This window comes from Lutibacter sp. A64, from assembly GCF_022429565.1.
GTDB lineage: Bacteria > Bacteroidota > Bacteroidia > Flavobacteriales > Flavobacteriaceae > Lutibacter.
Genome location: NZ_CP092487.1, coordinates 3,222,217 through 3,245,134, shown reverse-complemented (window position 1 = coordinate 3,245,134; position 22,918 = coordinate 3,222,217). Strand labels below are relative to the sequence as shown.

The following is a 22,918-nucleotide window of genomic DNA, read 5'->3' as shown; positions in this document are numbered from 1 at the left end:
AATTTTTAGTCTATTAGGTTCTTTTATTTGAGTTAAAACCCAAAATAATATTAAAGTATATTTTGTTTTAAAAAAACTTCCTTCAATTTAAATAGGTTTTACCATTGATATAAAAATAATTTTTTTTTAGTGTTAATAGCTAATTTTTCGACCAATAACATCTAATTATAGACCAAAGATTTACACAAGTTACAGCTTAAAAATTTTTGATAAAAAAATATGATTATTTAATAATTTTAAACACCTTTGTTAAACCAATTTATGTTTTTTTTATTAAAAATTCATATTAAAATTGCCAAAAGTCCTAATACTGCACCTAATGAATAAAAGAATTTTAATAGCAATAATTACCTCTTTATACTTTACACTGCCATCTATTTCTCAGAATAAAAACAGGATTCTTAACAAAAGAAAAATACAGCCTAATGTTATAATTGTAATTACAGACGATCAAGGTTATGGTGATATTGCCGCTCATGGCAACAAGCTTATTAAGACACCTGCTATGGATAAATTACATGATGAATCTATACGATTAACCGATTTTCATGTAGGTCCAACGTGTGCACCATCTCGATCAGGACTTTTAACTGGTAGATACGCAAACCGCGTAGGTGTATGGCATACTATTGGAGGCGTTTCTATACTTCGAGAAAAAGAAGTTACCATAGCTCAGGTTTTTAAAGATAATGGATATGAAACTGGAATGTTTGGTAAATGGCACTTGGGCGACACCTACCCTTCTCGACCACAAGATAAAGGTTTTAAATATACTGTAAACCATGGTGGTGGTGGTGTGGGACAAACTCCTGATTATTGGGGAAATGATTATTTTGACGACACATATTTTAAAAATGGAGTTCCTACTAAATACAATGGTTATTGTACAGATGTTTGGTTTGATGAAGCTATAAGTTATATTGAAACAACTAAAGACAAACCTTTCTTTTGCTACATCTCAACCAATGCTCCTCATGGCCCATTTAATGTTCCAGAGTCATATTACAACTTATATAAAGATTTAGATATTCCAGAATTTCAAAAGATTTTTTACGGAATGATTACCAATATAGATGATAATTTAACCAAGTTACAAAAGAAATTAAAAGCATTAAATATTCTAGACAATACCATCGTTATATTTATGACAGATAATGGCACAGCCTCTGGTTACAGATCTGTTAATGGCAAACTATATGGCTTTAATGCTGGAATGAAAGGAACAAAAAACAGTGAATATGATGGCGGTCACAGAGTCCCATTTTTTATTCGCTATCCAAATGGAAAAATTGAAGGAGGATTAGATATTGATGCACTTACTGCTAATATAGATATTTTACCTACGCTAGCTTCTTTATGTCAACTAGATTTACCAGATTTAAAACTTGATGGAACGGATATATCTCCTTTATTTTTTAATAAAAACGCAACACTTAACAGAGATTATGTAATAACAGACTCTCAACGCCTTCAAGAACCTATAAAATGGAGAAAAAGCGCTGTAATGTCTAACAAAATGCGCTTAATTAACGGTAAAGAACTATATGATATCTCCACAGATCCAGCACAAACCAAAAATCTTGCAAACGAACAACCGGAGGTTGTAAATAAAATGAGAGGTTACTACAATGAATGGTGGGACTCCGTATCTGAAGAATTCAACCAATACCCTGTTATTATTGTGGGCTCGGATAAACAAAACCCCATTACAATAACATGCCACGACGAACATATTAGTGATTCAAAAATACCTTGGAACCAAAACTTTATTAGATCTGGAAAACACAACCCATATGGAGGAACGTTTATTGTAGCTTTTGAACAAAGCGGTGCGTATAAAATTGAAATTAGTAGATGGCCTTTTGAATCTGATTTAGCTATTAACTCTGGTATAGACGGACGAGAAAAAACTATTTCAACTGGAGCTATAAGTAAAGGTATTGCTAAAAACTTTACAAAAGGTACGCTTAAAATTGGAGCTTGGAAAGAAACTAAAGAAGTATTACCAAATGATAAATCCGTTACTTTCAAAGGAAATTTTACAAAAGGAAAAACAACTATGAGTGCTTGGTTTACCAATCGAGAAGAAATAGACTGGGGTGCTTATTATATAAAAATTACTAGAGAAATTTAACAACCTTTTACAACTTAAAATAAAAAATATTCACAATAATTAATATGTATGTTGTTACTTAAAAACTGAAGGACTTACTCCTACCGCTTTTTTAAAAAATCGTGAAAAGCTACTAATAGAATTAAATCCAAATTGAAAAGCTAGTTCTTTAGTAGAATTTTCACCTCTAATCAACCTTCGTTTCGCCTCTGTAATTTGCCGTTGCTGAATAACTTGTTTTGCGGTTAAATTTAATTTTTCTTTTAAAATCTGATTAAACGCTTTACACTAATTCCAATTTCATTTGCATAAAAAAGAGCATTTGTTTCATTTAAGAAATTTTTTTCCATTAATTCTAAAAACAAAAAAACTCTTTTTTGATGAACGTTTTGATCTAAAAAACCATTATTTTGATAACGGATTGATATTCCTACAAAAAAGATTACATTTTTAAGCGGCTCGTTTAGTTTTGATATTTTTTAATATTATTTCCATTTCTAGAGGAGTTAAATAGTCTAAAGACTGATGTATTCTTTTAGTATTATACCAATGAATATAACTATCTATTTGACTATATGCCTGGATAAAGGTTTTGAATGATCTTCTGTAAATTAATTCGCATTTAATTGTTTTAAAAAATGATTCAGCTACTGCATTATCCCAACAATTACCTTTTCTACTCATACTTTGATTTATCTTTTTATTATGCCTAAAAATAGCAGTCATTTTACCTGCCGCATATTGAACCCCTCTATCAGAATGAAAAATAAAATCATCTGAAATGGGTCTGTTTTTTCTAGCTCTTGCCCAGGCTTTATAAACTGTATTTTCTACAGTCATATCATTGCTTAAAGACCATCCAACAATCTTTCTATCAGCTAAATCTATCATAGTAGTTAAATAAATCCATTTGTGTTTACATCGAATGTAGGTAATGTCAGAAACCCAAACCTTACCAAGTTCTTTTATGTTGAAATTCCTATTCAATATATTAGGACTGATGTTATAATTATGATTAGAATTCGTTGTAACTACATATTTTCTTTTAGATTGGCTTCTAATTCCCATTTGCTGCATAAGTCTTGAAATATACGATGGATGATAATGATATCCCGCTCTAGCTAAGGTTTTAGTGATTTTATAACTTCCATATACTTTACGATTTGTTTTCCATATCTGATGAATTTTCGCTTTTAGTACTCTTGTTTTAGAGACTCTGATAATACTACTATTTCTTAGCCATTGATAATAAGAATTTCTACTAATTTTTAAAAGTTTACACATCTTCTCAACAGGATAGTTGGTACTGTTTTTATTTATAAACCTGTACTTTACCTGTCGTTCTTGGAGAAGATGCTCACCGCCTTTTTTAAGATATCCCTCTCCATCTCAGCATCTCTAAGACGCCTTTTCAATTCTCTAATCTCTTTTCTTCTGGTGTTAAGCTCGGATTTCCTGAACCTGTAAAAGATTCTCGGTTTGATAAATAGGATCTTTTCCAACTGCGTATACTTGCAGAATGGACACCATATTCTTTCCCCAAATCTTCTGCACTCTGACCTGAGAGCATTAATTCTACTAACATAATCTTAAATTCCTTGTCGTACCTTTTTGTTTTACTCATAATTCAAATATATTAATTTATGAGCCGTTTTAACTGTAACTATAAATGTAGGTATTCCAGATTAAATGTAACAATAAAACTTTAAGTAAAGTTTTTAACATTATATAAGAAACCGAATCGTTACAAAATTCATTATTAAGTAATTTAATTAAATGCTGTATTTGTTGAATCTCACTTTCTTCACTTAAAACAAATTTTGGGTATTTATTAAAAAGTGACATAACATCTAAAGCATATTCTATATCATCTTCATCTATAAGGTCACGTTCAAAATTTATGAGAGTTCCTTTATTTGTACCAAAAACACTTTTATCAAAATCTTCATTTAGAGGCTTAAAATAAACAATCAGATGCTTTTCAAAATTCTTTTCAAAATAAATCCCCATTGAATTTCCTAAAGTCCGTAGATCATCACATTCAATATTTCGAATAATTTGAATTTTATTTTTCCAGTTTTCTTGTCTCATTTACTTTGAAGTGAATTTCAAAAGTAAGAAGAATTTAATCAAATTTATTTTTTAATTAATTTCTGAAATAAAAAATACATAATACAACCAATTATAAAAGCCAAAATAGAAGCAACTCCATAAATAGCCTTGTAATTATAAGATATATAATTAATAAATGTAGATAAAAACTGCCCTCCAAAAACTCCCATTGAAAACAATCCTAAGTTTTCTCCTTGTTGTTGTAAAGTACTTACTTCAAGCATCATATGATTCAATAATGGAATTGTAAAACCAAATCCGACCCCTATAAAAACAGCTGTTAAAATTAAAAATGAAATACTTTGTGTTGTAGTTAAAACAAAATAACCCAACATAAAAAACAGCATCATTGCTAATAAGGAAGCTAAAAATATAAGAAAAACCTTCGATTTATTGTTTGCATTTTCTAAACCAAACTTACTTTCTTGTCGTTTATTTTCAGATTTTGGCAATGTTTTTAGAACTAAAATCAAACATAGTAAGGCTAATAAGATAAATATAAAAAGGATATTGCCAATTTAGCTCTCCCAAAATACCACCAACAGCTAAAAAAACAACCCCGCCTAACTCAATAGACATGCCTTGCCATGCAATCATTTTCATTCTTACTTCACCTGAAAAAAAAATCTGCAATATAAGCTGTAACAGACACTTGAATAATTACTGTAGTTGTACCAAGTAAAATTCTATCTAAAATCAACAAATAATCATTTGTAATAAAGGCCCCAACAACACCTAAAAAAGCATACGGAATAAGACCTAAACTCAATAATTTAAGTGTCCCTAAACGATTTAATAAATTACCAACTATAGGAGCAAATATTACTACACCTAAAGAAGGTAAGGTAATTAACCAACTCGGTGAAAAACCTAAATTTTTATGTTATACAATTCCTGAGAGTGATGGCGCAATTACCGCCCCAACCATTATGGTTAAACTACTTACTAAAAGTATTGTAAAAATTCCAAAGTTTAATATTTTATTCATATTCGCAAAATTCAAATTATTCATCTAAAACAATACTACTACTTTTCTAAATTAGTTGGCAAAAATGGAAACTTAAACTATATTAATTTATAAAGTAGATAGAATGCTTTTTAAACAATATAACCATCACAAATTAAACCTTTTAAATAAATTAGAGTCCTATTAAAAACCATACTTAGAATAACAATGAACAAATTTTTATTTTCGCTATTACTAATTATTCTTTTTTCTTGCTCCTCAAATAACATTAACACACCTGAAGAAACCAGTAGTACTTTTAAACCAAAAGGTCTATTTTCTAGCTCATTTGGTAATGAATCTGCTTTAGATAACAACCAAGTTAAAGGTTCATTAATACGTGTTAAGTGGAGTGATCTAGAACCAAGTAAAGGGGTTTATGATTTTTCTAAAATAAATCAATTTTTAATTGCAATAAAATCGAGAAACTTAAAATGGAGCTTAGGAATTATTGCAGGTGGAGATAGCCCGGATTGGCTAATTGATTCTTTTGGAGCAACATATTTTGAAATTAACGGTATTGATAACACCATAAAAAGAATTCCAAAAATTTGGGATTCTAAAGTAAATGAAAGATTAACTTATTTAGCACAAGCCTTAGAAGAAGCATACGCAAATGATGAAGATTTAGTATTAATATATGTACCACAAATGACTGCAAATGGTATAGAAGGTCATTTTAATGGAGTTACTAATACCGAACTAATAAATACAGGATTTACTGCCGATAAATGGGTGAATTCTGTAAAAGAAACAGCAAAAATATTTGCCAATTCTTTTTCAAATAAAGCAATAGCCGTTGAAGTACACGATATCATAAACGATACTTCAATACCAAACAGAATTATTACTGACTTATGGAATGACAGCTCTTTAAATAAACGAGTTGGAGCTGCTATGTGGTGGATTTCGGGTAAAACAACCTACCAACCCAACTTAATAAATGTACTTTCTGATTTTCCTGGAGATATCTATGCACAAGCCATTGGAAGATCGGACCAAATTGAACGATTTAAAGATAATGATTACACCAGTATATTTAGCCAGGCACAAACTATTGGCATTCGGTATATTGAACTTTGGGAATATGAATTTGTAAACAACACATTTTCTGCAGCATTCGAAAACTTTAATAATTACACCCAACTCTCTTTTGATTAATTATTTAATCTTCAAAAAAACCTTCAAATTAATATATAGGGCAGCAATATTACTAATTCTCTTTATTTCATAAAATATAGTTAATTTTAATTATAGTAAAATCTTATAAAATAAAAATCGACTATTATTTTGTAAATTTATACTGTGAAAGAAAAATTGAGCCATAAAACAATAAAAACTGCATTTCCAATTTTAGGATTAGCGCTACTATTATTGCTTTTACCTTGTAAAGTTAGAAACTTTATTCAAGCAGAGCTTGGTGTTCAACAAACAAAAGTTACCAACAAAGGGAAAACCACAATTAATAATACTAATTGTAACAATTTAGAGATTTCAACCAAAAATAAGGTTAGCCATAATTCTAACACCCTACAAACAACCGCAGTACTAACAACTACTGATTTCACCTTAAAACTTCACCTATTTTATACTAAAAAAATACAACTATTAAAGGCAAGTACTAATTCAATTACTACAGTGCCTCTCTATATTCTGTATCAGAATTTTAAAGATTATCTATAATTTACTTTTCTTTAAAAGTACTAGTTACCCAGTTAAAATAAACTGGAATTTTATAAATTATAGATAAATAAACATGAAAAATATCAGTATCAAAAACGACGCTGGGCTTTTAGCTTTGGCGTTAAGATTAGTAATAGGCTGGACCTACTTTTCAGCCTTTTGGAGAAGAACAGCATTAGCTAATAAACTCGACCCAGATGCAGCGGGCTATATTGGCGAAAAATTTAATCACTTTTTACCCAATGCTTTGGGCATAAAACCAATTATTCAATATTTAGTAGAAAACCCAGATGTACTTTGGTTAAATATGGTAATATTCACCATAATTGAAGGTATTGTAGGCTTATTAATAATGCTTGGATTATTTACTCGAATTATGAGTATAGGTGTATTCTTTTTAGCGATGGGAATATTACTAGGCTCTGGCTGGATAGGCACAACTTGTTTAGATGAATGGCAAATTGGTATCTTAGGAATAGCAACCGGTTTTGTGTTATTTTTAACTGGAAGTGGCAAATATTCATTAGATAATTATTTTATGAAAAATGATTTCAAATTCACAAAAAAGAAATGGTTTGCTTGCTTAGGTTCAGGTATTTTACCAATTAAAGAAACTATATTTCCTAAAATTGTACTTGCTGGATCTTTATTTATTTTAGGAATGACCTTAATGACTAACCAAGTATTTCATGGTGGATTATGGGGAACACTTCATAACAAATCTGTAAAACCGAAATTAGAAATTACAGAAAGCCTTATAAATAATAACACGCTTTCTTTTAATGTTTTTAGAACAGAAGGAGTTGATGTTTATGGTTCTTGGGTTATAAAAATTGAATTATTTGACAATCAGAATAATACAATTATTGAATTTAATCAAGAAGATTTAGCCTCTTTAAACAAAGAAAATATCTCAAATTATTATGTTGCCAAAATAAAACCTGGAAAACATAGTTTAATTGTGCCTTTAGGAGCAAAAGCAAAAATTAATTTTAAAGATAAAATTATATCAAATTTACCTAAGGGCACATACACCTTAAAAATAACAGATATAAGCGGCGCTTATTGGGAAAGTGAAGTCCTAAAAAAATAGATTCTTTATTTTTCCATCATTCCTTTTTCGAGCCTATTAAAACAATTTTCACATTTTAATAGGCTCTTTTATCAATATTTAATAGCAATTTTAAACAATATTTAAAAAATTGTTAAGTACATACTAAATAAAATTCTCATCAATTCTCTATTCAATTTGTATTTACTAAATTAGTAGCTTAAAAACGCGTGATAAAAACACTATAAAAAACACATTGTTTCCACATTCACAAACCCTTAAAAATTAAAGATTTAAAATAAATAAATTAAAATATTATGAGAAGTGATGAAGTAAAAAAAGGACATCAAAGAACACCACATAGATCCTTATTTAGAGCAACTGGACTAGTTGATGCTGATTTTGACAAACCATTTATTGGGGTTGCAAACTCCTATATAGAAATAATTCCAGGTCACTTTTTCTTAGACAGAGTATCTAGAGTAATTAAAGAAGAAATTAAAGCAAATGGCTGTGTACCTTTTGAATTTAATACCATTGGTGTTGATGATGGTATTGCAATGGGACACGATGGAATGCTTTTTTCATTGCCTTCAAGAGAAATAATTGCAAACTCTATTGAAACAGTAATGAATGCACATAAGTTAGACGCTATGATTGCCATTCCAAACTGTGATAAAATTGTTCCTGGTATGATTATGGGAGCTTTAAGGGTTGATGTACCAACCATTTTTGTAAGTGGTGGACCTATGAAAAAAGGATATACTAAAGATGGTACTCCTATTGATCTTGCTACCGCTTTTGAAGCTGTAGGAAAACACGAAGCTGGTGAAATGACAGACGAAGAATTAAACGATATTGAATGTAATGCTTGCCCTAGTGGTGGTAGTTGTTCAGGAATGTTTACTGCAAACTCTATGAACACACTTATGGAAGCAATGGGAATTGCACTTCCAGGCAACGGAACCATTTTAGCACTTACCAAAGAACGTGAAGAACTTTATAGAAAAGCAGCAAGAAGAATTTGTGAAATAGCCAAAAGTGAAGCTCAAACAAAAAAATTCAAACTTAGAAATATCTTAAATGAAAACGCTGTAAGAAATGCATTTGCAGTTGATATGGCTATGGGTGGAAGTTCTAATACCGTATTGCATATGTTGGCTATTGCCAAAGAGGCAAATGTTAACTTTAACCTTGAAGATATCAATCATATTTCTAAAAAAGTTTCACACATTGCTAAAATATCGCCAAGTTTATCTACTGTACATATGGAAGATATCAATACTGCTGGTGGTGTAAATGCAGTAATGAAAGAAATGACCAAAAGAGGAGATAATATATTAAATGACAACCTTACAATTACTGGAGAAACAGTTTTAGAAAAAATTAAAGACGCAACTATAAAAGATACAAGTGTTATTCATACCATTGAAAACCCTTACTCTGAAGTAGGCGGACTTGCAATTTTATATGGAAACCTAGCAGAAGAAGGTGCAGTAATAAAAACCGCAGGAATTATTGGTGATAGAGCTTTAACCGGAACTGCAGTGTGCTTTGACGGCCAACAAGAAGCCATTGATGGAATTATAGGCGGTAAAGTAAAAGCCGGTAACGTAGTTGTTATTAGATATGAAGGACCAAAAGGAGGGCCAGGAATGCAAGAAATGTTGGCGCCAACTTCTTTAATTATGGGAATGGGATTAGGCGATAAAGTAGCTTTAATTACCGATGGTAGGTTTAGTGGCGCTACCCGTGGCGCAAGTATTGGACATGTAAGTCCAGAAGCTGCTGAAGGTGGTATGATTGGATTACTAAAAGATGGAGATGAAATTCATATAGATGTAGATAAATATATTTTATCTGTAAATTTAAGTGACGAAGAAATTGCCAAAAGAAAAGCCGAATTTACTCCAATAAAAAAAGAACTAAAATCTAGTTGGTTAAAACAATACAGAGCCTTAGTTACAAATGCTAGTAACGGAGGTGTTTTAAAAACAGATTTATTTTAAAAGTTATAAATACAAATGCGCTATAAAAAATTATAGCGCATTTTTAATATAATACTTCTTCTAACAAGATTAGTTAGAAAATTAAAAACCTTCAACCATAGCAATATAGAACGTTTCTAAAATAAAAAAATCTTAAATTTATAACTTCTATAATTTGTAACAAATTACGCTTAATTAAGTAAAAAATGGAGGTAGAAAATAAACACAGAGGCTGGCAAAGAGTTTTACTGCTTATTGTACCTTATATTTTTACAGTTGGTTTTTTTCAATCTTTAGGAGCCTTAATTTCTGGAGTTAATATAACTGATTGCGAATTAGAGCAAACATCCATTCAACAATTAATAATAAGTTCCTTCGATTTTTTAGGCACATTTTTCGTTTTATGGCTTTTTATGAAATTTATAGATAAAGAGCAATTTATTAAACTCGGTTTTTACATAAAAGGTAGGTTTAAAGATTTTGCTATTGGAATAGTAATTGGATTGCTAATAATGAGTATCGGTTATTTTCTATTGCTATATTTAAACGAAATTACCTTTCAAAAAATAAATTTCAACACTAAAGAAACACTAATAACCATACTACTATTTACTATTGTAGCAATTGTTGAAGAAACTCTTTTAAGAGGCTATATTTTAAGAAATTTAATGATTTCATTTAATAAATACAGTGCCTTAATTATTTCTTCAATCCTATTTTCTTTAATGCACGGTTTTAATCCAAATATAGATTTGTTTGCATTAACTAATTTATTTTTAGCAGGTATACTTTTAGGTCTATCTTATATTCATACTAAAAACTTATGGTTTCCCATTGCACTGCACCTAAGTTGGAATTTATTTCAATCGTTATTAGGTTTTAATGTAAGCGGTTTAGACACCTATTCAATAATTGAATTTAATATCAGCGAAAAAAGCCTATTAAACGGTGGTGCTTTTGGTTTTGAAGGCTCAATTTTCTCTGTTATTGCAATGCTTATAACTACTGCCCTAATTGAAGTTTATTACAGAAAAAAATATGAAGCTTAACTATGCAAAAAATCATTAAAGAAATAGCCAATAATTTAGATAGTGGAATTACTTCTTATTACAATCCAAAAAATAGAAAATTAATAGGCATTCCTAACATAGATGATTTTGGTATAATAGATAAAGATTTTCAAGAATTTATTCAAAAGGATATTGATGAAATTACTAAATACAAAGAAGATTTTATAGCGTTTGAATTACTTAAAGGGTATGAAACTTTTAAAATTATAGAAGATTTTAAACACGAATTATCTGATACCAATTTTATAGAAAAACTAAACTATGCACTAACTAATAAAAAACCGTTCAGAAATTTTAAATACCTTATCGATAATTCAGATTATAGAGAACAATGGTTTAAATTTAAACAACAAGAACTCGAAAAAATAGTCAAAAAAATTATAGATCAAGCGTGAAAATGAAACCGTTAATTAACCTAAATTCAAAAAACATAGCAACTGAACATATTTGTTGTGCAATTTCAGACAAAAAATGTGCTGATAGCTATCTAGCAAAAAAAGATTGGTTGACAAAAGAATTTAACAACGGTTATGTTTTTAAACGCATTGATGAAAGAGCAAAAGTATTTATAGAATATGGACCTGCAGAAAATGCTTGGATTCCAATAACTGCCAATAATTATTTAAATATTAATTGTTTTTGGGTATCTGGCAAGTACAAAAAAAATGGCTACGGAAAAGCGCTTATAGAAACTGCACTAGAAGATGCCAAAAAACAAAAAAAAGATGGTTTGGTTACGGTTGTTGGAACCAAAAAATTTCATTTTATGAGTGATACAAAATGGTTGTTAAATCAAGGTTTTGAAGAAGTTGAAAAAATTTCAAGCGGTTTTAGTTTATTGGCAAAAAAAATAAATTTAAAAGCTGAAAATCCTAAATTCAACGCATCGGTAAAAAGTGGAACTTGTCCTCAAAAAAATGGAATTGTAGTATATTATTCTAATAGATGTCCGTTTGCAGAATTTCATGCAACAACATCATTAATAGAAACTGCAAAAAACAGAAATTTGCCCTTAAAAATAATTAAGCTAGAAACATTGGATCAAGCACAAAAAGCTCCAAGTCCTGCAACTATTTTTAGCTTATTTTTAAACGGAAAATTTATAACAACCGATATTAGTATATGTATGGATAGTAGATTTGATAAAATAATAAAAAAACTAAAATAAAAGTTCTATAAAAAATAAAATGTGCCTAAAATTTAGTAATTTTAAAGAACATTTTTTGTGAATGAATAATTTGATTTTAACATCCTTAAATCAAATTGCGCATAACATTAAGTTAACATATAATTAACATTAGTAACATTAACTTAATATACACTTTGTAGATAGAAAGTATTTTTGCCCTGATAAAATAAAAAAATGGAAAATATTTATATTTTAATGCTAGTAGCACTTACCGTACTAGCAATAATAGATTTAGTTGTAGGTGTTAGTAATGACGCCGTTAACTTTTTAAACTCAGCTATTGGTTCTAAAGCAATTCCAGTAAAATCAATTTTAATTATAGCCAGCGTTGGTGTTGCACTTGGTGCAATTACTTCAAGTGGAATGATGGAAGTTGCCAGAAAAGGAATTTTTTATCCCAATGAATTTTATTTTAATGAAATAATGTTCATTTTTATGGCAGTAATGATTGCCGATGTTTTACTATTAGATGTCTTCAATTCATTAGGAATGCCAACCTCAACCACCGTATCTATTGTATTTGAATTAATGGGAGCTGCTGTTGCAATTTCATTAATTAAAATTTCAAATAATGGTGAGTCTATTGCAGAGTTAGGTAAATACATAAACTCTTCAACCGCTTTAAAAATTATCTTTGGTATTCTGCTTTCTGTTTTAGTTGCCTTTACCATTGGAGCTATTGTTCAGTTTTTATCGCGTTTATTATACACATTCGATTTTCAAAAAAGAAAAAGCTACGTAAATGCTATTTTTGGAGGCTTTGCAATTACTGCAATTACCTATTTTATTTTTGTAAAAGGGATGAAAGGCACCGATTTTTATGGAGATGTAAAACATTTAATTGAAGGTAGAACTTATGAAATTATTTTCTACGGATTTGTGTTTTGGACAATCTTATCGCAACTATTAATAATGATTTTTAAGTTAAATATTTTAAAATTTATTGTTATAATAGGTACATTCTCTTTAGCAATGGCTTTTGCTGGTAATGATTTGGTAAACTTTATTGGTGTACCTATGGCTGCACTAAACTCTTACCAAGCTTGGTCTGGAAGTGGAATTGCACCTACAGAATTTTCAATGGGCGTTTTAAAAGGCGATGTACAAGCACAACCTGTTTTACTTTTTATTGCTGGTTTAATAATGGTAGTAACCATTTGGTTTTCTAAAAAAGCTAAAGATGTTATTGAAACTGGTGTTAACCTTTCTAGACAAGGAGAAGGTCATGAAAAATTTCACCCAAACCCAGCTTCAAGAGTGGTAGTTAGAGGTGCAATTTTATTTAATAAAGGAATCACCAAAATAATTCCAAACCCTGTTATAAACTGGGTTGATTCAAAATTTCAAAAACCAGTAATAAAATTACCAAAAGATAAATCATACGAACTACCAGCTTTCGATTTAGTTAGAGCTTCAGTTAATTTATTTGTTGCTGGTATTTTAATTTCTATAGGAACTTCTTTAAAACTTCCATTATCTACAACGTACGTAACCTTTATGGTGGCAATGGGTACTTCTTTAGCCGATAGAGCTTGGGGAAGAGAAAGTGCCGTATATAGAGTTGCAGGTGTTTTTAATGTAATTGGAGGTTGGTTTTTAACTGCTTTTTCAGCATTTACTTTAGCCGCAATTCTGGCATATGTTATTTATTTAGGTGAAATTGTTTCAGTTGCTATACTACTAATTATTGTTGCTTTTTTATTAATTAGAAGTAAAATAAATCACGCTAAAAGAGCTCAAAGAAAAAAAGAAAAACGTTATATGGAACGTGCAGAACAAATTACTATTAACGAAGTAATTAACGAAAGTTCGGCACATATTTCTGAAGTTGTAAAACGTGTAAATAAATTATTCACCAATGTTGTTTCCGATTTATCTACACACGATTTAAATAAATTATCGAAAACAGGAAAACACGTAAAAAAATTAAATAACGAAGTAAATGAATTAAGAGAAGAAGTATTTTACTTTATTAAATCTTTAGATGACACCTCTGTAAAAGCAAGTAGATTTTATATTTTAATTTTAGGTTATTTACAAGACATTACACAATCTATTGAATACATTTCAACTACAAGTTACAAACACGTAAATAATAATCACAAACAACTAAAAGCTTCATCTGTAAAAGATTTAAAAGCTATAAACAAAAGCTTAAATGTATTATTAAGTAAAATTGAAACTGATTTTACAGCCAAAGATTTTGATAATTTATCTACAATTTTAGATGCAAAACAAGAAATATTCGACAATGTTTCCGAATCTATAGATAAACAAATTTCTAGAATTAGAACAGAAGAAAGCAGTCCTAAAAACTCATCATTATACTTTGGAATTTTATTAGAGACCAAAGATTTATTATATGCCTTAATGAGTTTATTACAACTATTCCACGATTTCCAAATTCAAGAAAAAGCAAATAAATAAACATTATTTTTTTAGATATCAAAAGCCCTCAATAACTTGAGGGCTTTTTAATTATAAATATTTACTGTATGTTTACATGTAAACCCATTTCACTTTAAAAAGGGTTTACATGTATTAAAAAGCCTTTGTAACAATTACGTTTATATTTATGTTTAAAAAAATTGTATTTATTCTTTTGTTAATTGCACTTGCAGTTGCTCTTTATTTTAATCCAAATTTTGAAACTATAACTGCTGGTATTGCAATTCTACTTTTTGGAATGGTATTATTAGAAGAAGGTTTTCAAGCTTTTACAAGAGGGCCTCTTCAAAATTTTTTAAAAAAAGCAACCAATAAAGTTTATAAAAGTATAACTGCAGGTGCTTTTGTAACTGCATTAATACAATCTAGCTCATTAGTTTCTATAATTACTATTTCATTTATAAGTGCAGGATTAATAAGTCTTGCCGGTGGTATAGGTTTAATTTTTGGAGCCAATATTGGAAGTACAACAACTGCTTGGTTAGTAGCTGGATTTGGATTAAAAATTAAAATTTCTGCATTGGCAATGCCAATGATTATTTTTGGTTTAATTTTTTCATTTCAAAAATCGGGTACTTTAAAAGGTCTTGGAAATATACTTGCTGGTTTAGGTTTTTTCTTTCTTGGAATCTTTTTTATGAAAGAAGGCTTTGATGTATTTAGCCAACATATAGACCTAACCCAATATGCAGTTTCAGGGTTTTTAGGTGTATTATTATATACTTTTATTGGTATAATTATTACAATTGTTTTACAATCTAGTGCTGCTTCTTTGGTACTGGTATTAACTGCATTATCGGCAGGACAAATTGAGTATGAAAACGCCTTAGCTTTAGCAATTGGAGCTAATATAGGAACCACAATTACAGCCATTTTAGGCTCTTTAAAATCGAATATAGCAGGAAAAAGATTGGCTGGCGCCCATTTAATATTTAACATTATTACGGGTTTAATAGCTTTAATATTTATATATCCACTTGCTACATTTGTAAATTTTTTATCTGATTTAGTACATATAGCACCAACAGATTACACCTTAAAACTAGCTTTATTTCACACTATTTTTAATGTTATTGGGGTTTTAATTATGATTCCTTTTATACAAAAACTAGAATCCTTTTTATTGAAATTCTTTAATGAAAAAAATTCTAAAGACATTAACGATCCTAAATATTTAAATGAAGCTGTTTTAAAATATCCAGATGCTACAATTTCAGCTTTGGTTAAAGAGACAAAATTTTTATATAAAAACGCAGTATTTGAAATTGTTTCACACGCCGTAAATATTCATAGAGAAGATATAATTTCAAATCTAAAGATTAAAAAGATTATTAAAAAATCAACTAAAAACTTTAATGTTGATATTGACAATTTATATTACAAAAAATTTAAATTAATCTATGGTGAAATATTAAGGTATGCAACAACCGCACAAAACGACCTTAAATTGAGTAAAAAGCAGAATAATTCAATAACCGATATTAAAATAGCCAACCGTAAAATGGTTGAAATAATAAAAGACGCTAGAGAATTAAATAAAAACTTAACCCGCTCTTTTACATTAGAAAATAAAGATTTACTAAATGAATATAACAGTTTTAGAAAAAAATTGACACAAGTTTTACGTGTAATCTATTTGTTTAGAACTGAAGAAAAATCTAAAAAATATGCTGAAAAACTAGATAATTTAAAGAAAAAAGCAAAAGAAAATATTAGACAAAGCAATAAATCTATTGATAAATTAATTAGAAAAAATTTAATTTCTGCAGAAATGGCTTCTTCATTATTTAACGACAATACCAACGTAAATGATATGATTAAAAAACTAATTGAAGTAGCCGAATTACTCTACGGAAATAAAGATTCACTTTTTGATAATGAAGAATTATAATTCTCTATAGTATTAAAAACAAAAACTCCGCTCACTAGTATTGAGCGGAGTTAAATTAGGTTAAAGTAGCGCTTTTACTACTTATTTTATCTTTTTATGTTTTACTACTTCAGCATCAATATAAAAAATAATTTCTTCAGCAACATTTTTTATTAGATCTCCAATACGTTCAAACTTTTTAATAACACTAAACACCAATAATGTTTGATCTATAACTGAAGCATCTTTTTTAATTTCTTCTTCAATAATAGCAAATGAATTAGCATTTATTTTGTCTAAAATTTTATCTTTTTTAAACACCTTTCTAGCAAATTTAGCTTCTTTTTCTTCATAAGCTGCCGTAATATCATCAAACATAGATAAGATAGTCTTGTGCATTTTTTCAAACTCTAAGGTTTTTAATAACTCTGGAGCTATTTTTATATCTTGATCAACAATATATTTTGAAATTCCATAAGCATGGTCTGCTATACGCTCTAAATCAAAATTAATTTTTAAAATTGCCATTATAAAACGTAAATCAATAGCAACGGGCGTGTAAAGTGCTAAAAACTTTTCACAATCGTTCTCAATTTTTAAATCCAACGCATTTACACGTGTTTCAGTATTTATAACCTCTTCAGCTAAATCGCTGTCGTGTGTTAAAAATGCTTCGGTTGCTTTTTCTATTTGCGAAATACATAAAATTAGCATTTCAAAACCAGCTTCGTTTAAACTGGCTCTTTGCTCTTGTGCATTTATTATCATAATTCTATGTTTTTATCCAAATCTACCTGTAATGTAGTTTTCGGTTTGTTGTTTTTCTGGGTTTGTAAAAATTGTTTTTGTTTTGTCGAATTCAATAAGCTCACCTATATAGAAAAATGCCGTATAATCGCTTATTCTACTTGCTTGTTGCATATTGTGCGTAACAATAACAATCGTATATTTTTCTTTAAGTTCAAATATTAAATCTTCAATTTTTGCTGTAGAAATTGGATCTAAAGCAGATGTTGGTTCATCCATTAAAATAATTGAAGGCTCAACAGCTAATGTACGTGCTATACACAATCGTTGTTGTTGTCCTCCAGATAATGCCAGCGCAGATTTTTTTAAATTGTCTTTAACTTCATCCCAAAGATCTGCTTGTTTTAAAGCTTTTTCAACACGTGCATTAATTAGCTTCTTATCTTTTATACCTTGTATTTTAAGTCCGTACGCAACGTTTTCGAAAATTGATTTTGGAAAAGGGTTTGGCTTTTGAAAAACCATACCAACTTCTTTTCGCATTTCTTCAACATTTACTTTATTCTTATAAATATTTTTACCATTTATTTTAATTTTCCCTTCCATTTTAAAGCCTTCTACATAATCGTTCATTCTATTAAATAAACGAAGGAATGTAGATTTTCCACAGCCAGATGGACCAATAAAAGCGGTTACGGTATTCGGCTTAATATTCATGTCAATTCCTTTAATTGCCATAAAATCGCCATACCAAACTTTTACATCTTTTATTGCTATTTTAGCTCCTTCGCTAGAGAATTGATCTTCAATTTTAGCTGGGTCTGTACTTGTTTTATCTTTTACTTTTGTCATTGTTATTTCCATTTCTTTTGCCATTTATTTCTAAAATAAACCGCTATCCCATTCATTATGAAGGTAATTAATAATAAAATAATAATTGCAGCAGCAGCATTTTCTATAAAACCGTGCTGTGGTCTTGAAATCCAGTTAAAAATTTGAATTGGTAAAACCGAAAATTCGTCCATTGGATTTGTTGGAGCAAAAGGCACATACGCTAAGGCACCTACTACTATTAAAGGAGCTGTTTCACCAACGGCTCTAGAAAGCGCTAAAATTACTCCTGTTAAAATACCTCCACCTGAAGCTGGTAATACCTGATTCCATATTGTTTGCCATTTTGAAGCTCCTAAAGCATAGGAAGCATCTCTAATAGAATTTGGAACTGCTTTTACGGCCTCTCTTGTTGCTACAATAATAATTGGCAATATTAATAACGACAAGGTTAATGCACCTGCCAATACACTGGCACCTAAATCCATTATTCTTACAAAAACCTCTAAACCTAATAAACCATAAATTATAGAAGGTACACCTGCCAGATTAGAAATATTAATTTCTAATATTGCTGAAAGTCTATTTTTTTTACTGTATTCTTCTAAATACACACCTGCAGCTACACCAACAGGAAAAGCAATTATTGTTGTTAAAAGTAAAATCCAGATACTACCCATTAAAGCCGTATAAATTCCAGATTTTTCAGCTTTTCTAGATGGTAAACCGGTAATAAAAGCCCAATCTATTCTTCTTATTCCGTCTATTAAAATATCTCCAATAAATACAGTTAATAAAATTAACCCAAATAGTGTACAAGCTATTCCCCAAATTCTAAAAAGCTGATCTTTTAATCTATTTTTTTGAATACTATTCATATTTCTCTTGGTATTTTTTTCTGATTCTATAACTCAATGTATTCAGTAAAAATGTAAATACAAATAATGTAATACCAGCAGCAAAAATCGTTCTGTATTCAATTGAGCCGTGCTGTACATCTCCTAAACTTACTTGAACTATATATGCCGTAATTGTTTCAACAGGAACGGTAGGATCTAATGTTAATCGTGGTTGTTGACCTGCAGCAATAGCTACAATCATAGTTTCACCAATTGCTCTTGAAATTGCTAAAATTATAGATACAATAATACCTGAAGAAGCCGCTGGAACAACAACTTTAAAAGCTGTTTGTAATTTTGTTGCTCCCATTCCATAAGATGCTTCTCTTAAATCTTTAGGTACCGCATGCAATGCATCTTCACTAATAGATGAGACAAATGGAATAATCATAATACCCATTACAATACCTGCTGAAAGCGAGTTAAACCCAGACAAACCTGGAATAAATTGTTGTAAAAATGGTGTTACTACAATTAGTGCAAAAAAACCATAGACTACTGTTGGTACTGCCGCCAATAATTCTAATAAAGGTTTTACGGTTCTTCTAAAACTTTTTGGAGCATATTCACTTAAATAAATACTTATTGAAAGTCCTACAGGAAGTGCTACTGAAATTGCTATAAAAGAAATCAACAGTGTTCCAGACAATAATGGTAAAATACCATAATGTTTATCTGTAAATAATGGTGTCCATTGTGTATCTGTAAAAAATTCTATTATTGAAACTTCACTAAAAAATTGAAAAGCTTCTACTGTCAATACCGAAATAATACCAAAAGTTACAGCGATTGTAATTAAGGCACTTGACAGTAGCGATTTTTCAATTATAAATTCTTTTATTTTACGCATTAATTATAATTTAAATGAAGTTGTTTATATAGTACTGAAATATTTCATTTTAATGAATAGAAACAATTAGCTTCATACCAATAATGAAGTTTTATTTCAATTTTAAACAATTTCAATTTTTTTAATTATTTGTTACTTTCAACAAAAGCTTTAAAATGCTCTTTTTGTGTTACATATAATTCTGAAGGTAAAGAAATATAACCAACATCTTCAGCTAATTCACCTGCATTATCAATATAAAAATTCATAAATTCTACTACTTCAGGATGTTTTACTGAAGTGCTATTTACATACACAAATAAAGGTCTTGATAACGGGCTATAAGTTCCATTACTTACGGTTTCTAAAGTTGGTTTTACAACTTCTTTACCATTATTTACGCCAATTAAAGTAAGTTTATCTTTATTTTCTGAATAATACGCTAGACCAAAGAAACCTAAAGAATACTTGTCTCCTGCAATTCCTTGTACTAATACGTGGTCGTCTTCACTTGCAGTAAAATCACCTCTACTTGAACCGCTTTTACCAACAATAGCTTCTGTAAAATAATCATAAGTTCCTGATGCTACTCCAGGTCCAAATAAATGAATTTCTTCATCTGGCCATTCTGGTCTAATTTGGTTCCATCTCATTATTACACCTTGTGCAGCTGGTTCCCAAATTTTCTTTAATTCTTCTACTGTAAAGTTGTCAACCCAATCATTTCCTGGATTTACTAAAACTGCTAAACCATCGTAAGCAACTTCTAATTCTAAATATGTAATATTATTTTCTTTACAAGCAGCTATTTCTTTATCTTTTATTGGACGTGATGCATTTGAAAGGTTGGTTTCTCCTCTTGAGAATTTTTTAAAACCTCCACCTGTTCCAGACACACCAATAGTTACTTTTACTTTAGGTTGTACGGCTCTAAATTCTTCTGCTACGGCTTCTGTTACCGGAAATACCGTACTTGAACCATCTATTTTAATAGTTCCTTCCATAACACTTGCTTCAGAATTGGATTTTTTATCTTTTTTTTCTCCACAAGAAATTGCTATAATTGCTAGTGAAAGTATAAATACTACTTTTTTCATTTTATTAATTTTTATTTATGTTACAAAGAAATGATTCAGTTGTTAAGTTTTGGTTAACAGAAAATTAATTGTTTAAGATAATTTTACTATAATTTAAATTCTGTACTTAAAAATAGTAATGATTTGTTATCAATAGCGCTATTACTAAAGCTATAACCTTGATAATTTAATGATAAACTAAGCCCTTTTACAGGTACATATTGAATACCGGCAATAATTTGATTTCCATCTTTAGCACTATTCCATGCTTCTACTTCACCACCTAATGTATTTGAACTTAACTGATCAAAACGCCCAAACACTTCAATTTTATTATTAATGCTATAAGTAGTATAGAACGACATACCGTTTAAGTTGTGATCTTCAGCTGGAGTGGAAAATTCTTCTCCATTATTTAATTTGTTGTATTCTACACCAAACTTCCATTTACTATAGGTATAGCCTGTAAATAATGAAAATGTTGTAATTGCTTCTGCACCATCTGCAGAAGGTTGTGAGTCTCCATAAATTTTGGTAATTAAACCTTTAATTGGTGTATATACCAAACTAGCGCCTACTTTATGCTTACCATCTTCGTCTTGTAAGTTTCTAAAACCTTCTCCATTAACAATTAAAAAATTTGCCTTTAGGTTTTCACTAATTTTAAATGCTGCATTTATTCCTAAATCGGCACTACTTCCAAATCCATTTTCATCTTGAAAAGATTTAAATACATAACGATATCCCCAAAAATTTTCTTGGTCATTGAATTGTTGCAATCCGATTACACCCATACTAAGTTTTACACTTGGTGCAACTTGCCAGTCTAATTGAGCAAATTTTAAAAAAGCTGTATACTTACTTCCTGCAGTGTTATTACCAACATCTAAAGTAACTCTTGCAGAAATTGTTTCATTAAAAGCGTATTGATACCCAAAATAAGCTCGTTCTAATTCAAAAGCACTTGTTTGAGTGGCATTTTTAGATACATCAGTATGGTAATTCCAAAATACTTTAAATTGCACATCCCCATCTGGTTTAAAAGTTTCATCTAAATTCTGTGAAAATGAAACTAAAGAAATTAGGGAAGCCCCTAAAAACGATAATTTTTTCATTTATTATTAATTTTTGTCACTGCAAATGAAGCACATACATGTTAATTTAACGTTAACCTCAGGTTATTTAATAACTAATATTTATGTAAGAAAAAGACCATCAAAAAATTGATGGCCTTACATTTCAAAAATATTGTTGACAAAAACTAATAATTTATATGAAATGATGTGCTTATTATAAAGTTATAATAGCAACAACAAAAATGAAGTTTCTTTTTAAAAAGTATGTAACTAAAATATTATCTAATCATTAAATAATTAGTTGCATTACCTATGATAGAAAATGTTTGAAAAACGTTTTATTTTAATATCCAAATTTTACAAAGTATTGAATAAAATACATAATAAACTAACAATCAACCATATATACTATTTTAAAAAAAACTTAATGTAAACTTAATGTTAAGAAATAGTAAATTTAATGCTAATAAACTAAATTTGATACAGATTAAAACAAATATTCATTAAAACAAATATTCATTAAAAAAACATATATATTATGAAAACAATTTTAAAAGTAGCAATTCTATTATTCTGCGTAACATCATTTGCACAAGAACAAAAAGTAGATTATAAAAAATTAGATAACGACATGGTAAAAGCAACTTACTACTTTGCTGATAACAGTGATTTAGTTGAACGAGAAGGCTTTTTTAATGCTGATGGAAAATTACACGGTACGTGGATAAATTACGATGTAAATGGTTCTAAAACTATTATAGCACATTATAAAAATGGTAAAAAGGAAGGAACTTGGACGTATATTAAAAAAGACAAAGTTGATATAGTTACTTATAAAAACAATAAAATAATTGATGTTAAATCAGAAGAAGTAATTTTGAACTAACAAAGTTATTATTCTTTAAAATTTAAAATCAAAAAAAGGGATGC

At 29.2% G+C, this 22,918-nt stretch carries 24 protein-coding genes; 11 read left to right on the top strand and 13 right to left on the bottom strand.

Going from position 1 to position 22,918, the window contains the following annotated elements:
- Positions 1 to 319 precede the first annotated feature (319 nt).
- The gene (locus tag MKD41_RS13315) at positions 320 to 2,134 is read left to right on the top strand and encodes an arylsulfatase (protein WP_240242787.1); all 1,815 of its coding nucleotides are present in this window, start codon (positions 320 to 322) and stop codon (positions 2,132 to 2,134) included.
- Between the two features lie 54 nt (positions 2,135 to 2,188).
- Here MKD41_RS13315 and MKD41_RS13310 read toward each other — a convergent pair whose 3' ends face one another.
- The 7 genes from MKD41_RS13310 to MKD41_RS13285 all read right to left on the bottom strand — a co-directional run bounded on the left by MKD41_RS13310 (position 2,189) and on the right by MKD41_RS13285 (position 5,036).
- Entirely contained in the window at positions 2,189 to 2,344 is a 156-nt protein-coding gene (locus MKD41_RS13310; RefSeq protein WP_240245044.1) for a helix-turn-helix domain-containing protein, read from the bottom strand.
- Between the two features lie 219 nt (positions 2,345 to 2,563).
- Complete coding sequence (locus MKD41_RS13305; RefSeq protein WP_371824298.1) at positions 2,564 to 3,433, bottom strand: IS3 family transposase; 870 nt, start codon at positions 3,431 to 3,433, stop codon at positions 2,564 to 2,566.
- A gap of 91 nt (positions 3,434 to 3,524) precedes the next feature.
- On the bottom strand, positions 3,525 to 3,737 hold the full coding sequence (locus MKD41_RS16435; RefSeq protein WP_371824269.1) for a transposase: 213 nt from the start codon (positions 3,735 to 3,737) through the stop codon (positions 3,525 to 3,527).
- A 29-nt stretch (positions 3,738 to 3,766) separates the two neighbouring features.
- Positions 3,767 to 4,204, bottom strand: a complete 438-nt coding sequence (locus tag MKD41_RS13300; RefSeq protein WP_240242786.1) for a hypothetical protein — start codon at positions 4,202 to 4,204, stop codon at positions 3,767 to 3,769.
- 44 nt (positions 4,205 to 4,248) lie between these two features.
- Positions 4,249 to 4,677, bottom strand: coding sequence for a hypothetical protein (locus tag MKD41_RS13295; protein WP_240242785.1), 429 nt, complete (start codon positions 4,675 to 4,677; stop codon positions 4,249 to 4,251).
- On the bottom strand, positions 4,664 to 4,828 hold the full coding sequence (locus MKD41_RS13290; protein ID WP_240242784.1) for a hypothetical protein: 165 nt from the start codon (positions 4,826 to 4,828) through the stop codon (positions 4,664 to 4,666). Before MKD41_RS13290 ends, MKD41_RS13295 begins: the two co-directional genes overlap by 14 nt.
- Positions 4,829 to 4,835: 7 nt before the next feature.
- Entirely contained in the window at positions 4,836 to 5,036 is a 201-nt protein-coding gene (locus MKD41_RS13285; RefSeq protein ID WP_240245043.1) for a hypothetical protein, read from the bottom strand.
- Between the two features lie 363 nt (positions 5,037 to 5,399).
- Between MKD41_RS13285 and MKD41_RS13280 the strand changes: the two genes are divergently transcribed.
- The 9 genes from MKD41_RS13280 to MKD41_RS13240 all read left to right on the top strand — a co-directional run bounded on the left by MKD41_RS13280 (position 5,400) and on the right by MKD41_RS13240 (position 16,551).
- Positions 5,400 to 6,392, top strand: a complete 993-nt coding sequence (locus tag MKD41_RS13280) for a beta-galactosidase (protein WP_240242783.1) — start codon at positions 5,400 to 5,402, stop codon at positions 6,390 to 6,392.
- A 144-nt stretch (positions 6,393 to 6,536) separates the two neighbouring features.
- Positions 6,537 to 6,914: a hypothetical protein gene (locus tag MKD41_RS13275; RefSeq protein WP_240242782.1), complete on the top strand. Its 378-nt coding sequence runs from the start codon at positions 6,537 to 6,539 to the stop codon at positions 6,912 to 6,914.
- 73 nt (positions 6,915 to 6,987) lie between these two features.
- On the top strand, positions 6,988 to 8,007 hold the full coding sequence (locus tag MKD41_RS13270) for a TQO small subunit DoxD (protein ID WP_240242781.1): 1,020 nt from the start codon (positions 6,988 to 6,990) through the stop codon (positions 8,005 to 8,007).
- Between the two features lie 275 nt (positions 8,008 to 8,282).
- The gene (gene ilvD / locus MKD41_RS13265; RefSeq protein ID WP_240242780.1) at positions 8,283 to 9,974 is read left to right on the top strand and encodes a dihydroxy-acid dehydratase; all 1,692 of its coding nucleotides are present in this window, start codon (positions 8,283 to 8,285) and stop codon (positions 9,972 to 9,974) included.
- Between the two features lie 185 nt (positions 9,975 to 10,159).
- Entirely contained in the window at positions 10,160 to 11,002 is an 843-nt protein-coding gene (locus tag MKD41_RS13260; RefSeq protein WP_240242779.1) for a CPBP family intramembrane glutamic endopeptidase, read from the top strand.
- Positions 11,003 to 11,004: 2 nt separating this feature from the next.
- Positions 11,005 to 11,418 (top strand): UPF0158 family protein, encoded by a 414-nt coding sequence (locus MKD41_RS13255; RefSeq protein ID WP_240242778.1) that lies wholly within the window; start codon positions 11,005 to 11,007, stop codon positions 11,416 to 11,418.
- Between the two features lie 2 nt (positions 11,419 to 11,420).
- Positions 11,421 to 12,191, top strand: coding sequence for an N-acetyltransferase (locus MKD41_RS13250; RefSeq protein WP_240242777.1), 771 nt, complete (start codon positions 11,421 to 11,423; stop codon positions 12,189 to 12,191).
- 195 nt (positions 12,192 to 12,386) lie between these two features.
- The gene (locus MKD41_RS13245) at positions 12,387 to 14,639 is read left to right on the top strand and encodes an inorganic phosphate transporter (protein WP_240242776.1); all 2,253 of its coding nucleotides are present in this window, start codon (positions 12,387 to 12,389) and stop codon (positions 14,637 to 14,639) included.
- 148 nt (positions 14,640 to 14,787) lie between these two features.
- A complete protein-coding gene (locus tag MKD41_RS13240; protein ID WP_240242775.1) occupies positions 14,788 to 16,551 on the top strand; it encodes a Na/Pi cotransporter family protein in 1,764 nt (587 codons plus the stop codon).
- 81 nt (positions 16,552 to 16,632) lie between these two features.
- On the opposite strand, the gene phoU is transcribed toward MKD41_RS13240, so the two are convergent.
- From phoU to MKD41_RS13210, 6 genes are all read right to left on the bottom strand, one after another.
- Complete coding sequence (gene phoU, locus MKD41_RS13235; protein ID WP_240242774.1) at positions 16,633 to 17,298, bottom strand: phosphate signaling complex protein PhoU; 666 nt, start codon at positions 17,296 to 17,298, stop codon at positions 16,633 to 16,635.
- A 12-nt stretch (positions 17,299 to 17,310) separates the two neighbouring features.
- The gene (gene pstB, locus MKD41_RS13230) at positions 17,311 to 18,153 is read right to left on the bottom strand and encodes a phosphate ABC transporter ATP-binding protein PstB (RefSeq protein ID WP_256451664.1); all 843 of its coding nucleotides are present in this window, start codon (positions 18,151 to 18,153) and stop codon (positions 17,311 to 17,313) included.
- Positions 18,132 to 18,986 (bottom strand): phosphate ABC transporter permease PstA, encoded by an 855-nt coding sequence (pstA, locus tag MKD41_RS13225; RefSeq protein ID WP_240242773.1) that lies wholly within the window; start codon positions 18,984 to 18,986, stop codon positions 18,132 to 18,134. Before pstA ends, pstB begins: the two co-directional genes overlap by 22 nt.
- Positions 18,979 to 19,857 (bottom strand): phosphate ABC transporter permease subunit PstC, encoded by an 879-nt coding sequence (gene pstC / locus MKD41_RS13220; protein ID WP_240242772.1) that lies wholly within the window; start codon positions 19,855 to 19,857, stop codon positions 18,979 to 18,981. The genes pstA and pstC overlap by 8 nt, the downstream gene beginning before the upstream one ends.
- 125 nt (positions 19,858 to 19,982) lie before the next feature.
- Positions 19,983 to 20,933 carry a PstS family phosphate ABC transporter substrate-binding protein gene (locus MKD41_RS13215; protein WP_240242771.1) on the bottom strand — a complete coding sequence of 317 codons (951 nt, stop codon included), beginning with the start codon at positions 20,931 to 20,933 and terminating at the stop codon, positions 19,983 to 19,985.
- 86 nt (positions 20,934 to 21,019) lie between these two features.
- The gene (locus MKD41_RS13210) at positions 21,020 to 22,027 is read right to left on the bottom strand and encodes a hypothetical protein (protein WP_240242770.1); all 1,008 of its coding nucleotides are present in this window, start codon (positions 22,025 to 22,027) and stop codon (positions 21,020 to 21,022) included.
- A gap of 499 nt (positions 22,028 to 22,526) precedes the next feature.
- Between MKD41_RS13210 and MKD41_RS13205 the strand changes: the two genes are divergently transcribed.
- Positions 22,527 to 22,874: a hypothetical protein gene (locus MKD41_RS13205; protein ID WP_240242769.1), complete on the top strand. Its 348-nt coding sequence runs from the start codon at positions 22,527 to 22,529 to the stop codon at positions 22,872 to 22,874.
- Positions 22,875 to 22,918: the final 44 nt, after the last annotated feature.